The 15,027-nt window shown below is 65.1% G+C and carries 6 protein-coding genes; 4 read left to right on the forward strand and 2 right to left on the reverse strand.

Annotated features, from left to right (window positions below):
* Positions 1-4: 4 nt before the first annotated feature.
* Positions 5-3,403: a UvrD-helicase domain-containing protein gene (locus QO015_RS00790; protein WP_266282528.1), complete on the reverse strand. Its 3,399-nt coding sequence runs from the start codon at positions 3,401-3,403 to the stop codon at positions 5-7.
* Positions 3,403-5,604, reverse strand: a complete 2,202-nt coding sequence (locus QO015_RS00795) for a PD-(D/E)XK nuclease family protein (protein ID WP_266282120.1) — start codon at positions 5,602-5,604, stop codon at positions 3,403-3,405. Before QO015_RS00795 ends, QO015_RS00790 begins: the two co-directional genes overlap by 1 nt.
* A 132-nt stretch (positions 5,605-5,736) precedes the next feature.
* On the opposite strand from QO015_RS00795, the gene QO015_RS00800 reads away from it, so the two are divergent.
* The 4 genes from QO015_RS00800 (at position 5,737) to QO015_RS00815 (ending at position 15,013) form a co-directional block, all read left to right on the forward strand.
* A complete protein-coding gene (locus QO015_RS00800) occupies positions 5,737-6,099 on the forward strand; it encodes a hypothetical protein (protein WP_266282118.1) in 363 nt (120 codons plus the stop codon).
* 250 nt (positions 6,100-6,349) lie between these two features.
* Complete coding sequence (locus QO015_RS00805; protein ID WP_266282117.1) at positions 6,350-7,234, forward strand: WYL domain-containing transcriptional regulator; 885 nt, start codon at positions 6,350-6,352, stop codon at positions 7,232-7,234.
* 25 nt (positions 7,235-7,259) lie between these two features.
* Positions 7,260-10,763 (forward strand): DUF8742 domain-containing protein, encoded by a 3,504-nt coding sequence (locus tag QO015_RS00810; protein WP_266282115.1) that lies wholly within the window; start codon positions 7,260-7,262, stop codon positions 10,761-10,763.
* Positions 10,760-15,013 carry a sacsin N-terminal ATP-binding-like domain-containing protein gene (locus QO015_RS00815; protein ID WP_266282113.1) on the forward strand — a complete coding sequence of 1,418 codons (4,254 nt, stop codon included), beginning with the start codon at positions 10,760-10,762 and terminating at the stop codon, positions 15,011-15,013. Before QO015_RS00810 ends, QO015_RS00815 begins: the two co-directional genes overlap by 4 nt.
* Positions 15,014-15,027 lie beyond the last annotated feature (14 nt).

The following is a 15,027-nucleotide window of genomic DNA, read 5'->3' on the forward strand; positions in this document are numbered from 1 at the left end:
GGGCTCAGGCCGCCTTGCTCGCGGTCGGCTGCGTCGGGAGGACTGGAATGACAGTGCCGGAGGACATCAGCACGATCAGTCCATGCTCGGCGCCAGTTATGCCGAGATAGGCCCGCACTTGCGCGCGATAGTGATCGAGCGCTTCCGGTGCCGGCGTCACATCGCTTTTCCAGTCGACGACGACGGCAGGGCGACCTTCGGCTGTCAGGGTCAGGGCATCGGCTATCCCGGCCGTTACGGCCTCCACGCCGTCGGCTGCTTGTGCGGCATAAACGGGAAATTCGGCCAGAAGACCCGGCCGCAAGGCCACGATGTCGGGCAAGGCCAAGGTCCGGGCGACACAGGCAGCAAGTTCCTCAGCAGACAGCCCCGTCGCCGGGTCGGCGACCGGAGAATGGCCAAGAGCGCGGATAAGCTCGGCTGCCCGTTCGATGAGGGCAGCCTCCGTCTCAAGGACTTCGCCGGTCAGAACCTCTTCCATGAGCTTATGGAGGATCAGCCCACGTTCGCGGCCGCCCTGCACGAGAGTCGCGGCTTCCAATTCGGGAGGCTGCTCGTCGGCCGCCCCCGTCCAGAGCGCGCCTTCTTCTTCCCGTACGACGGTCTGGGCGGCGCTTTCATCGCGACTGGGCGCAAGCCGGGTCAACCGCGTCTGCGCAGCCGCGATGGCTTCGGCTTCGGCGGCGAAGCTAGCGCGCGTTTGGGTGTTGCCCGCGCCGGCACCCGCCGCCGTGAGGCCGACAGGCAGGTGAGAGACGTCCAGTCCGGGCAAGCCGGCGAGCGACAGATCGACGAGGCCGATCCAGGCTGATTTCGACGGTGTGGCGTCGAGCCGGGGAAGGACGAGGAGTTCGCGAGCGCGGGTGGCTGCGACATACCAGAGCCGGATGCGTTCGCGGTCCAGCTCCTCCTTTTCCGCTTGGCGGGCGGTTTCGTAGCCCTCAGGCGTGACGCCCAGGACCGGGCAGTAGAAGGTCTCGGCCTGGCGGTCGATGACGGCGCTGTCGGGCGCCATGACGCCTGTCATGGTGTTGACCGGAATGACGATCGGCCATTCCAGCCCCTTGGCCGCGTGCATGGTGAAGAGCGCGACCGCTTCCTCCTGGGCATCGGGCCGTCCCTCGACGGCGCGGGCCTCGTCGGACCACGCCGCTGTCATCGCCTCGGCGAAGGCGCGCAAACCGCGCACGGCGTAGCCGGTCGACAGGCTGAGATAGAGATCGACATTGGCGAGCGCGCGCTCGGCCTGGCCGCGATGGCGCTCGAGGAGGAGCGGACGGACGCGCATCACGTCCACGGCCTGCGACAGCAACTCATGCGGGGTCGTGCTGTTGCCGCGCCGGGAGAGCGATTGCAGCCGCTCGATGACGTCGCGCGCGAGCGGGTGCGCGATGACGGCGGGATCGATGCTGAGATCCAGGCGCGGAATCCGATCCGGCTGTTCCTCCGAGCGCGGAAGTCCCCAGATGATATCCAGCAGGTTTTCTTCGGTGAGGCCGACCAGAGGGCCGCGCAGCAATGCGCCGAGCGCCAGGGTGTCGCGGCGGTCGGCCAGAACGCGGGTCAGCGCGATCAGATCCTGGACCTCCTGGCGGCGGAACAGCCCCTTGCCGGCTTGGGTCGCGACAGGGATGCCGCGGCGTTCCAAGGCTTCCTCATAGCGCCACAGCTCCGCGCCGGTTGGCGCCAGCAAGGCGATGTCGCCCGGCTGGCAGGGGCGCTCGGCGCCGCTGCGACGGTCGATGATTGGGTGGCTTTCGATCAGCCGGGCGCACAGATCGGCGATGGCGTCGGCCTCGGCATCGCGCTGCTGCTCGGCGCTGGCCTTGCCGTTTTCATCGGCCACGGCGATGTCGAGGGCCGCCACGCACAGGCCGCCGCGATCGTCATGGAACGGGTCGAGCGCGGTGAAGCCGGGCTGCCCATCGGCTGAGAGCGCGACCTCGAAGCGCTCGTTGACGAAGGTGAGGATCGAGGCGCAGGAGCGGAAATTGGTGGAGATCGACAGGAGGCTGCCGGGGTCCTGGTCGCGGAAGGCGTCGCGCGCCTGCACATAGGCGCCGACATCGGCGCCCCGGAAGCGATAGATCGCCTGCTTGGGGTCGCCGACCAGGAAGAGCGCGCCCGGCCGGATGCGGAACCCGGTCCAGTCGTCATCGCCATCGGCCGGTTCGCCGCAAAGGCGCCAGAAGATCTCGGTTTGCAGGGGATCGGTGTCCTGGAACTCGTCGACGAGGACGTGGGCGAAACGCTGCCCGAGCGCTCGGCGAACGTCGTCATGGTCGCGCAGCAGGTCGCGCGCGGCGAAAATCAGATCGTCGAAATCGAGCTGGGCGCTGGCGCGCTTGTGGTCGCGATAGCGCTGCAGGATCGGACGCGCTTCGTCGATAAGCGCCGCCAGGGCGTGGCTGGCGGCGGCCTGCACAAGCGAGACCCAGGCGCCGCAGCAGGCGGTGTAGTGGACCTCGGCGGCGTCGTTCAGCCGATCGCCGTCGGCCTTGGAGAGGCCGACCTCTTTCGCCGCGGCGGCCCATTTGCCCTTCTTGCGGTAGGAGGCGAAGGCCCCTGCTTTGGTGCAAAGGTCCGGATGTGGCCGCAAGGTCAGGAGGCGGACGAGGCCCGCAGGCGTTGCGGGATCGGGACCGTTGGCCAAGGCGGTCGCCATCTCGGCCAGCCGCTCGACGATCGCCGCCGTTTCCGGCTCGGCCGCAGTCACACCATCCATGAAGCCTTTGAAATCCGCAGCGGCCTGCCGGAACGCCGTCAGGTGGCCGTCAATCGGGGAGACGGCCGGGGCCGCGAGCGTGGGGCGACGGCGCAGATTCTCGGCGATCTTGTGGATGAGCGCCACGGTCTCGCCGGGGCTGTGCAGCACCATCTCGGCCAGGATACCGCCCTGACCGCCGGACAGGCGTTCGCGCAGCCAGACATCGACAATCTCAAGGAAGGTGAGGTCGGCCTGGTTGCGATCCATGACCCCTGCGCCGGGATCGATGTTGGCCTCCGCGGGATAGGGCTTAATGAGGCGCTGGCAGAAGCCGTGGATGGTCGAGCACGTGATCTCGTCGATCGCGGCGCTGGCGGCGGCGAGATTGTCGCGATGGGCTTGGGACAGCCCATCGGGCAGCGCCACGCGCAGCTCGGTCGCGATCGTGCCGGCCGAGAGATCTGCGACGAACTCGCGGACACGCGACAGTAGCTCGCTCGCGGCGAGTTCGGTGAAGGTGACGGCGGCGATGGAACGCGGCGCGACGCCTTCGGCCAGCATCGCGGCGATGCGGCCAGCCATGACGGCAGTCTTGCCCGAACCTGCGCCGGCCTCGACCAAGATCGAGCGATCATGCAGGCTGATCGCATCGCGGCGCGCGCCGTCGTCCTTCAGCACCTTGGACACGCTGCTCATCATTCCGCCTCCCAGACCTGAGCGACCTCGCCAAGCCGCTCCGTGGCTGCCGGCATTTTGCGTTTGCAATAGGTGGCGCCCGCGTTGGCCGGCAGGGCGAAGGCGAGGTCGTCATAGTCGCCGCCGGTGTCCGGGCCAGGCAGTGCCGCACCGCCGGCGAGACTCGCCCTTGCCGCGCGCAGATAGCCTGTGATGTCGGCCAGCACGGCTTCGGGATCGTCGAGCTGAAGATCTACGGGCTCGCGCGGATAGAGCAGCGAGGCGCTGATGGCGACGTCGTCGCCGAGGAGCGCCTTCACCGCGAAAGCATAGAGGCAGCGTTGAAGCTCCCGCCCGCCGTTCAGCCGGATGCCGCTCCGCGGGGGGCGGCCTGTCTTGTAGTCGCGCACCAGCGCACGTTTGCCGTCGCCCGAGATGTCGAGCCGATCAATATAACCGGCGATGTTGAAGCCCGTGCCGGGAATCGTGACCGGCTTGCGCGCATCCCAAGGCGTTTCCGCGTCGGATTTTGGCTCCGATCCACCGAAGGGCACCTCTCCGTAGGAGCGTGCGCCCGGCAGGACATCTTCACCATAGGAAAGGGCTCGGCCCGCCATCACGCGGGCGTCGTCGATCGTGCGGCTCCAGATGACGGCCGGCGGAACCGGACGCTCGCTTTCCCAATCGGCGGCGACGGCTTGCGCGGCCCGCGCCACCGCGGCTTCGACGGTCTCGGCGTCGGCGGAGGCTAGACCATCTCCGGTTTCGAGGTCGCGCAAGGCGCGGTCGAGAACCAAGTGGACGAGATCGCCGATCCCGAGCGCGTCGAGCACGAGCGGTTCAGCGCTGCTCTGCGGTTCACGCCATCCGAACGCATAGACCCACACGAAACTCAGCGGATTGCGCAGCAGGCGGCGCAGCGAGCTGGCCGACTGGGTGCGGCCGAGGATGGCGAGAACGAGCGGATGATCTGCCCGCACGAGCCCGTCATGGGGAGTAATCTCGGCCTGCCGCCAGTCGCGCCAGCAGCCCTGCGCACCGACCGCTTGCGGATCGGCTGCGAACTCCTGAGGCCGGGCCATGAGGCGGTCTGTTTCGCTGAAGGCGTGCGCCGGCGTCGCGTTGCGGCGCAGATAGGCTTCGTCACCACGCCCGGCGAGCAGAGGGCTGCGACCCAGGAGACGCCCGTCGCTGTCGCGCCGGGCGCGCGACAGAACGACGGTGTCGGCCGTCGTGGCGAGGATCGTCTCGAAGTCGCGGCGGTCGGCGAGGTTGACCGGCAGCGGATCGAGCACCGGAGTCGGGATGATATGGTCCGGGATCAGTCGGTCTTCGGCGATCCCGCGCGGCCAGCGCGAGGAATTAAGCCCGAGGAGCCGCACGAAGCGGCGGGGCGACGCCGCGAGCGCGCTGGCCGGCATCCAAGCGACGCAGACGCATGCTTCCAGCCCGTCGTCCTGCTTCAGGGTTTCCAGCGTGGCGTCGATCGAGGCGGCGGGGCCGGCGAGCAGAGCCTTGCGCCAGATCGCGAGCGCGCGGCCCTTGAGGAAGGCTTCTCCGATCTCGCTGGCGGCCTCCGATCCTTTCACAAGGGTCTCGACCGCCGTGCGCAGCGCCGGAACATGGTCGGCGCCGTCGGGCCAGTCTTCGGGTGCCAACCGGCTCAGGAGGCGGTTCCAGGCGCCCAGCGTCGAGAGCGGCGCATCGGTCGGCAGGACACGCAGCCAGCCTTCAGGCAGGGTCTCGAATGGCGCGCTGTCACGGCAGAGCGCCGCGAGGCGACGCAGCCGCGATTGCGACAGGCCACGGACCACGATGTCGGCCAGCGCTGCGGCCGTCTGGCCCTCGCGGGTGGTGACCGTGCGGACGCCGTGGACGAAGTGCAGGTCGATATTGGCGTCGGCGCGCAGGGTCAGGAAATGATCGTCATAGTCGGCTGGCGATGCGGTCGCGATGGCGATATCCGAGGGCGAGACGCCATTGGCGAGCAGGCTGCGCGCCCAGCGCATCGCCTCGATGGCCTCATGATAGGCGGTCGCGGCGCTGACGGCTCTGGTCCCTGGCGTTTGCGCCGGTGCATGCGCGACCGTGACGCCGATGCCGTCAAGCCAGGCGGGAACGCTTCTCGGGCCGGCCGTCCACTGCACCGGGATATGGGCAGTTAGGTCCTGGAGCAGTGGCCGCCAGCAGGGCGAGAGTTCGGTAAGACCGACGATTTCCATTGGTCCGAGGACGGCTGGCGCATGAGCGATGCGGGCGGTCGCGGCTGCAACGATGTCGTGAGGCCGCATCATCCCGGGCGGAAGCTGGTCGAGGACGGCCGATTCTAGGCGCGCGATGGCGGCGAGACGCGGATGGACGCCCGCGCATGCGGCAAGATCGACCCCCGCGCGCCAGACTTTGTGGAGCGTGTCGGCCGCCGCGCCGATCATGCCGGGAAGAGCTTTGATGCCTTCAAGTTCGCCCATCGGCGTGGCGGGCAGGACGGCCTGGATGGCCGCACGCAGGCTCTCTTCGTCGATAGGGCGAACGAAGCCGCCAGCCAGTCGGACGGCGGCCTGCTCGAACGACATGATCTGAAGGCCGTGACGACGGTCACGGCCAGCCGCCAGCCGGCGCTCCCGCATGGCGAGACGACCGTGAACGACAAGGGTGGATCGATTTGCGCCTGCCATGACCGCCAACCTCTCAGAAATCACTTGCGGTTCGAGCGCTGAGTCAGCGCTGAGGCAGCGGCAGTCTTCGCGGCTTTGCTGCTCTTCGGGTCGCGCAGGACTTTCGCTGCGGCGCTGGCCGCCCGTTTGCTGGTGACTTCACTATTGGGTCCGCGTTTTGGCATCGCTTGCTCCCGAAATCTGGGTCCTCATTGACCATTGACCCGTCGCCCTGATGGGACTAATAATTACACGCATCATATGGATCTGTCCATATAGTTTTAATGCTCACGGGCGGCGGAGGCGGAATGCAATGAGAGCGGCTGCAGCGGCCTTAAAGTGGGGGGTGGAGCGCCGCCTCGAGTTCATCGAGTTCCGGCTGTTCTGGGAGGGGTCGATCAATCGCGCCGATCTCGTTGAATTCTTCGGCGTTTCCGTTCCTCAAGCGTCGAAAGACCTAACCCTCTATCAGGAGCGCGCGCCTGGAAACGTGGACTACGACACGCGTGGGAAACGGTATGTAGCGGCCGACAAGTTCGTCCTGCGTTTTCTTGATCCCGACCCGTATGTCTATCTTGCGCAGCTTCGATCGGTCGCCGAAGGCACGGTGCCAACTCACGATTCTTGGATCGCCACTCTGCCGAATGCGGATGTGGCGCTAACCCCAAAACGGGACATCGACATCCAGGTCTTGCGCCGTGTGCTCGACGCGGTGCGAGAGAGGGAGTCGCTGGAAATCTTCTATCAGTCGATGAACAAGGTTCGACCAGATCCCATCTGGCGCCGAATCACACCGCATGCCTTCGGTTTCGACGGCTTCCGGTGGCATGCGCGTGCCTATTGCCACCTCGAGAACAGGTTCAAAGACTTCCTGCTGCCACGGATCCTCGAGGTGCGGGGTAAGGGCAAGCCTGGGGCGACCGGCGAGCAAGATTGGCTCTGGAACAACTTCTTCGATGTAGTCATCGGACCCCATCCGGATTTGACGGAAAGTCAGAAGAAGGTGGTCGCCAAGGACTATGGGCTGGACCAAGGCAATGGTGTGCTGTCCGTTCGGTATGCGATGCTTTTCTATGTTCTGAAGCGACTTGGCCTGCTTGGGGACGCCGCAAAGCAGAGTGCTCGCACACAGCATATTGTCGCGCTAAACCGCAAGGAAACCGAGGCTGCGCTCAACAAAGCGGAGCTTCTGATATGACGATATTGTGGGGGAGCGCCGGCTGATGACCGCCAAGCTCGAAAGCATCAAGAACGGCGCCTCCGTTCGCGGCATCGCGTCTGCGCAGCCCGTGCAGATCGTGTCTGTGGACTGGATCGGAGATCAGGCGATCAATGTCGTCTACCGCGACCACAACGGCTCGGTCGCGGAATCTGTTCTCTACAGGGACGACGAGCATCGTCTTGAGGTTGAGCAGGACGGGCGGCCGTGGTCGTTCGACGCGGATGGTGCGCTGCTGCGATTGGTGACCGAAGCCAACCGCATCAAGCTTGCCCATTTTTTCGATCCTTATCTGGCCATCCACACCAGCCTCGTCGATCCGCTGCCTCATCAGATCTCGGCTGTATATGGCGAGATGCTGCCGCGGCAGCCTCTGCGCTTCCTTCTCGCGGACGACCCTGGCGCCGGCAAAACAATCATGGCCGGCTTGCTGATAAAGGAGCTGATCGCACGCAGCGATCTGGAACGCTGCCTTGTCGTCGCCCCCGGCAGCCTGGTCGAGCAGTGGCAAGACGAACTGGGTCAGAAGTTCAATCTCGAGTTCGACATTCTGACGCGTGACATGATCGAGACGTCTCGTTCGGGGAACCCGTTCAACGACCGCGACCGCCTCATCGTCCGCCTCGACGTGCTGGCCCGCAACGAAGGCCTGCAAGAAAAGCTCATGAGCGCCCGTGAGTGGGACCTCGTCATCTGCGACGAAGCCCACCGGATGTCGGCAACCTATTTCGGTGGCGAGGTCAAATACACGCGGCGATATCAGGTTGGTCAGAAGCTCGGCCAGGTCTGCCGGCATCTGCTGCTCATGTCGGCGACGCCGCATAACGGCAAGGAAGAGGACTTTCAGCTCTTCATGGCGCTGCTCGACGGTGACCGGTTCGAGGGGCGTTTCCGTGATGGCGTCCATTATGCCGATACGGAAGACATGATGCGGCGCCTGACGAAGGAAGAGCTGCTGAGGTTTGACGGTCGGCCGCTCTTTCCCGAGCGCCGAGCCCGCACGGTCAAATACCAGCTCTCGGAAGGCGAGGCCGCGCTCTACGCCGCCGTTACCGAATATGTGCGAACCGAGATGAACCGGGTTCAGCGGTTTGCCGAGGGAGATGGCAAGAAGCGCAATAATGTCGGATTCGCCCTACAGATTCTTCAGCGTCGCCTCGCTTCCTCACCGGCTGCCATCTACCAGTCGCTGAAACGTCGCCGTGAACGCCTCGAGACCGAGCTGGGCGAAGCAAGGCTCGCGGCCAAGGGACGGCGTGCCGGTATCGGCGAGCCGTCGGTGAGCTCCGATGTTCTCGGCAACATCGACGAGTACGGACAGGAGGAGATCGATGAGCTCGAAGAGCTGATTTCGACCGGCGCGACGACGGCAGAGACTGTCGAGCAGCTGGCTCTCGAAGTCGACACGCTCAAGGGGCTAGAGTCGATGGCGCTCGGCGTCCTGCGCTCCGGTGTCGACACGAAGTGGACCCAGCTGAACCGCATTCTCGACGACGATCTCATGATCGACGGCGCTGGAAATCGCCGGAAGCTGATCATCTTCACCGAGCCCAAGGACACGCTCCACTACCTTCTCGACAAGGTGCGCGCGCGTCTCGGAAGCCCCGAAGCCGTGGACGTCATCCATGGCGGGGTTTCTCGCGAGGAGCGCAGGAAGGTGATCGAGCGCTTCATGCAGGACAAGGACCTGCTGGTGCTCATCGCCAACGATGCGGCGGGCGAAGGCGTGAACCTCCAGCGCGGCCACTTGATGGTCAACTACGACCTGCCTTGGAACCCCAACAAGATCGAGCAGCGCTTCGGCCGCATCCATCGCATCGGGCAGACCGAAGTTTGCCACCTCTGGAATCTTGTGGCGGCCGACACGCGTGAGGGCGAAGTCTATGGACGTCTGCTCGAGAAGCTTGAGGCGGCGCGGGAGGCTCTCGGTGGGCGCGTCTATGATGTGCTCGGCGAACTCTTCGAAGGGACCGCGCTGAAGGACCTCTTGTTCCAGGCAATCCAGTATGGCGAGCAGGAGGAGGTGAGGGCGCGCTTGTTCCGCCAAGTCGATGGCGCGGTCGATCAGACGCATCTTTTGGAACTTCTGCGTCGACGCGCGCTGACAAACGACACCATGCCCCAGGCCAAGGTCGAAGAGCTGCGGCTCGAGATGGAGCGGGCCGAAGCGTTGCGCCTGCAGCCGCACCACATTCAGAGCTTCTTCGTCGAGGCGTTCCAGCATTTGGGCGGCCGTCTCAAGCGCCGTGAAGAGGGTCGCTGGGAAATCACGCACGTGCCAGTGCGGATCAGGGAGCGCGATCGCCAGATCGGCACAGGCGCGCCCATCCAGAAGCAGTACGAGAGGGTCTGCTTCGAGAAGAGCAATATCAATCAACAGCCGGTCGCCGCGTTCATCTGCCCAGGGCATCCGCTGCTGGAGGCTGTGATCAGCCTCATCCGGGAGCAGTACGAGCAGATCATGCGACAGGGCGCGATTCTGGTCGACGAGACCGATGCTGGCGAGGCGCTGTCTGCCGTTTTCCTGCTGGAGCACACCGTCCAGGACGCCCGCACGACGAGTGCCGGGAAGCCGCATATCATCTCCCAGCGCTTGCAGTTTGCCGCGATCGACAAAGCGGGGAACGCCAGCAACGCGGGCATCGCGCCTCATCTCAATCTCCGGCCCGCCGCGCCAGAGGAAGTCCACCAAGTTCGTGATCTCCTGGACGAGGACTGGCTGACCACCGAGCTTGAGAGGACGGCGATCCGCTTCGCCACTGTGGAGCTGGCGCAAGGACATGTCGCGGAGGTGAAGGCGCGCCGAATTCCTGAAATCGAGAAGGTCGAGCAGGAGGTACGTGCCCGCCTCAAGAAGGAAATCAATTACTGGGACTCGAGGGCCTTCGAACTGAAGGAAGAGGAGAAGGCCGGCAAGAAGACGCGGCTGAGCTGGCAGAACGCCCAGCGGCGCGCCGAGGATCTGGCGGAGCGGCAGAAGCGGCGGATGGATCAGCTCGAACGGGAGCGGTTCATCTCATCGCAGCCGCCGCGAGTGCGCGGCGGCATGGTCGTCATTCCGCGCGGGCTCCTCAGTGCCCGGCAGAATCCGACGGTGCCCAATCATTTTGCCGAAGATCCGGCGGCGCGGAGAGAGATCGAGCTCGCGGCCATGCAGGCTGTGATGGCGGCCGAGCGAGCGCTTGGGCACGAACCGCTCGACGTTTCCGCCCAAAAGATTGGCTACGACATCGCCTCGCACAATCCGAAGTCCGGGCACCTTCGCTTCATCGAGGTCAAGGGCCGGATCGACGGCGCGGATTCTGTGATGATCACGCGCCAGGAAATCATTACCTCGCTGCATGAGCCCGAAAAGTTCATCCTCGCGGTCGTGGCCGTCAACGGCGGGTTTGCGCACGAGCCGCGATATGTGCGCGGGCCGCTGATTGAGCGGGAGCCGTCCTTCCTGGAGACAGCGATCCAGTTTGACCTGCGGCGTCTGCTCGAACGCGCGGTGCCGCCATCATGAGTGTGGAGCGCCAATCCGCGCCTGTAGTGGCTGAGCCACCGGCTTACTTCCATCCGATCAGGGACGGCGCGTCGAAGCGCTGGAATCAGCTTGAGGCCGACCCCGAGCTTGCCGGGCCGTGGCACCAGCTGTTCAAGCAGGTGCAGAGCCCGCGCCATATCCTGTCCGAGCTGCTGCAGAATGCCGACGATGCCGGCGCGACCGAGGCCCGGGTTTCGATCGACGACCAGCGTTTCGTGTTTGAGCACAATGGCGAAGACTTTGTCGAAGCGCACTTCGCCTCGATCTGCCGCTTCGGCTACTCGAACAAACGTGCGCTTCACACCATCGGGTTCCGAGGGATCGGCTTCAAAAGCACGTTCAGCCTGGGTGATCGCGTCGAGCTGTTCACCCCCACATTGTCCGTTGCCTTCGAGCGTAACCGGTTCACCGAGCCGCATTGGATTGACGGTCGTCGCACGACGCAGGGGGTCACGCGCGTCGAGGTGGCGATCGCCAACCCTCTTCTCTGCCGCGAGGTTGAGAAGAACCTCGATGAATGGCTGAAGAGCCCGGTTTCGCTGCTGTTCTTCAAGAAAATTCGGCGTCTTCAGATCGGTGATCGGGTGGTCCACTGGCAAAGCCTTGGACCAGGCCCTGTCGCCGAGAGCGAGTGGATGTCGCTGGACGACAAGGGCGATGACGCCTTTCTCCTGGTCCGGTCGGCCGAAGAAGCGTTCCCCGCTGATGCGCTGGACGAAATCCGTAAGGAACGGATGCTTGGTGCCGAGGACGGCGGCGACTTTCCGCCCTGCCGGGTCGAGATCGTCCTGGGCGCGAAGGGCCGGCTCTATGTCGTGCTGCCAACGGGTGTTGAGACGCCGCTCCCGTTCGCCTGCAACGCTCCGTTCATTCAGGATCCCGCCCGCCTCAAGATTAAGGACCCAGAGACCTCGCCGACAAACCGCTGGCTTCTGAAACGTGCCGGCGAACTCGCGGCCAAGGCGATGGTGGAATGGCTCGAACAATCCAAGACCGGTGTTCTGGATCGAGCTGCGGCCTATGGCCTGCTGCCTGACGTTGACCGAGAGGCCAGCACGCTTGAGGGCTCTTGCGCGGCCATCGTCGAGCTGGCGTTCGCCGATTCGGTCGAGGATCGGCCGATCCTGCTGACCGATGACGGCAAGCTGGTTGCCGCCGACGCGGCGATCATGATCCCGCTGCCGATCTTCGATATCTGGCCGGCGGAGCAGGCGATGGCTCTGTTGGATGAGAAGTCGCGCCCCGCCTTGTGTCGGCATGTCTCGGCTGCCGACCGGACCAAGCTGGCTCACTGGAACCTGGTCGAGGAGTTTTCGAAGAGCGACCTTCTCGCCCGCCTCCGCACAAGCCACCTGCCTCGGCCGTCCACATGGCGGCATCTTCTGAACCTTTGGACGTACATCGCGCCCGAGGTGACGGGGTGGCAAAGCTATCAACCGGAGCGACTCCGCATCGTTCCCGTCCAGGGCAAGGAAGTGCTCTATTCGGCGTCTGAGGTGGTGCGGCTCGGGGAGAAGAAGCTGCTCCAGTCGGATGATGACTGGGAGTTTCTGGCGGGGCATCTGATCGTCCTAAATCAGAACTGGACCCGCTTTCTGGCGGAGCAACGCCGGGACAAGGGCGACGGCGATGGCCGAACTGATCCGACCCAAGCCGCGTTTGCGGTGCTCAAGAAAATCGGCCTCGACGACACGAGCGACGTCAACGCCGTGATCGAACGGGTCGCCGCCGATTTCTTTGGATCAAGTGGCATCAAGCTGGCCGAGTGCGTGCAACTGGCCCAGATCGCGGCAAAGCTTGGCGCGTCTGCGGGCGAAGCATTCCGCTACGCGTGCGCCGATTTGAAGCTTCGGCCGATCGCCAAGGCGATCCTGTACGACCAAGACGGCGCCCTCGATGACCTATTGCCGGAGACTGCTCGGCAGACCCAGCTCCTGCATCCCGATTATGTGGCCAGCTTCACCTCCTGTTCGCGTGAGGATTGGCTGCGGTGGGTCTCGTCCGGCCGTTCCGGTCTGCAGACCTTCGCGCCGCTGACTGCAAAGCGGACAAACGTCTATGGGCGCCAGCAGGTCGACGCCGAGGCCAAAAAGCGCGGCCTTCGCAGCGCGCTCTATTACCCCTATGTGACGAGCCAGTTCGTCGTTGAGGATTGGGATTTCCCGGCCGAATACTGGCGGCACTGGGAGGCGCTGTCGAAGTCCGACCCACGGATTTGGGCCAAGGTCGCCGGGCGGGTTTTGGAGCAGCGGGACAGCTACTGGTCCCGTGCCTCAAGTGCGCGCCTGTCGCAGGTCGCGACCACAGGGTCGACCCGTTCGCTGACGTCAGAGTCCCTGCTGGCGGACTGGTTGCTGAAGCTCAGGTCGAAGCCCTGCCTTCCCGATACGCGCGACATGATCCATGTCCCTGCCGATCTGCTCCGGAGGACGCCGGAGACGGAATCGCTCATGGATGTCGAGCCATTCGTTCACGGTCTCCTCGACCGGGAGACGACGCGGCCGCTGCTCGATCTGCTCGGCGTCCGCAGCGCGCCGAGCGGGCCAGGTCGATTGCTCGACCGGCTACGCGCGCTGGCGAAGTCGGATAAGGCGCCGGCCCATGAGGTCGAGAAATGGTATCGCCGCCTCGACCAGATGCTCGATGCCGCTTCCACGCCTGACGCCCAGAGCATCAAGGACGCGTTCAAGGCAGAGAAGCTGATCCTCGCACAGGACGGGACCTGGGTGACGTCGGGCGGGGTATTCCTGGCTGGGGATGAAGAGGATGTTCCGGGCGGTGCGGTGATCCGGGCATCGGTGCTCGATCTCAGTCTGTGGCGCCGTATCGGTGTTGCTGAGCGGCCGTCCGCGGATCTGGCGTTGCAATGGCTAGGTGCTCTTCCCTCCGGCAAGGCGCTCTCGCCTGATGACGCGCGCCGTGTGCGGACACTCATGTCCCGATACCCGACCCGCATCTGGGAAGAGTGCGGGCATTGGGTGAACATGTCCGGCGAATGGGTCGAAACCGACGCGCTCGCCTATGGGCTCAGCATGCAAAGCCTGTTCACCTACGGGCATCTCCACGACTGGGTGAAGCGCAAGACAGCCGATTTCCGGCAGCTCTCGGCCGAAACGGTGCGCAATCCGCCATTCGCGTCGCTTCAGGCATTGTCCGATCTCGTCGAGGAGCGCTTCAACCAGCCGCCCCTGTTCCCGGGTCTGGAAGACCGGCGAGCCTGGCTCACGGCCTTCGGCACGCAGCTTGTGCGGATCGAACTGGCCGACCCGGCCGAAACCGAGCGCGTGCGCACGGTCGCAGCGGCGATCGCGGCGACAAGCTGGGTCGCCGCCCCGAAGCTGGAAGTGATCCCTTATCTGGACGGCGTGCCGGCTGGCACGGCGCGGCTCACGGATATTCTGTGGCTGGACGGCAAGCTGTTCGTCAGCCCGCTGTCGAAGGCGAAGCTTGCCAAGCGCGTGCCTGAAGAGATCGGCAAGGGCCTGAACGCCGATATTCGTGCCGCGCTGGCCTATGCGTTCGAGCGGTCACCTGCTGACATCAAGGACTATCTCGAAGAGAACTTCACGCTCGGCCCAGAGCAGACGACGGTCGCGCCTGTGCTGGGGGTTCCGCCTACGGCTGCCCCTGTGGGAGGCGACGCGGTCGATGAGCCGGCCGAGCACTCTCAGCAGGCGGCGTCGGACGATGGCGAGGCCGGGTCGGTGATCGACGAGGACTTGTCCGAGGACGAGGATCCCACGAACCCGCCGGAACTAGAGGCACCGCCCCAGGAGGCCGAAGGCCGTTTGTTGGAGCCGGAGACCGGCAGCCGTCCGCGCCCGCCGCAGAAGCCAGCGCGGCCCAGCGTCATCGCCCGCTTCGCGTTGGCGCTCGGCTACAAGCCTGATGGCGAGGATCGCTTCTACCATTCGAATGGCAGCTGGATCGGTCGCGCCAACGGCGCGCGCTTCCCGTGGGAGCGTCGCTCAGCGAGTGGCGAGGTGCAGCGGCACTATTATCCGAAGGAGCACTGCCTGGAACGCGAGCCGCTTCAGATCGAGGCGGACGTCTGGGGCCTGCTGGACCAGAAGCCCGACGCCTACTCATTCATTCTCGTCAACCCGGAAGGTGAACCCGTCGAAATGACGGGTGCTCGCCTGCGCGCACTACGCGATGGCGGCGAGATCACCATTCACCCCGCAACATACAGGCTAGTGCTCTCGGAAGTGGGCGGAGACTCAGCGTGAACGGAGGTTCCAAG

It is taken from the genome of Kaistia geumhonensis, from assembly GCF_030815145.1.
Classification (GTDB): Bacteria; Pseudomonadota; Alphaproteobacteria; order Rhizobiales; family Kaistiaceae; genus Kaistia; species Kaistia geumhonensis.

Coding starts and splice junctions, on each gene's coding strand:
- QO015_RS00790 (WP_266282528.1), bottom strand. CDS start 3,403: ATGAGCAGCGTGTCCAAGGTGCTGAAGGACGACGGCGCGCGCCGCGAT.
- QO015_RS00795 (WP_266282120.1), bottom strand. CDS start 5,604: ATGGAAATCGTCGGTCTTACCGAACTCTCGCCCTGCTGGCGGCCACTG.
- QO015_RS00800 (WP_266282118.1), top strand. CDS start 5,737: ATGGACGCCCGCGCATGCGGCAAGATCGACCCCCGCGCGCCAGACTTT.
- QO015_RS00805 (WP_266282117.1), top strand. CDS start 6,350: ATGAGAGCGGCTGCAGCGGCCTTAAAGTGGGGGGTGGAGCGCCGCCTC.
- QO015_RS00810 (WP_266282115.1), top strand. CDS start 7,260: ATGACCGCCAAGCTCGAAAGCATCAAGAACGGCGCCTCCGTTCGCGGC.
- QO015_RS00815 (WP_266282113.1), top strand. CDS start 10,760: ATGAGTGTGGAGCGCCAATCCGCGCCTGTAGTGGCTGAGCCACCGGCT.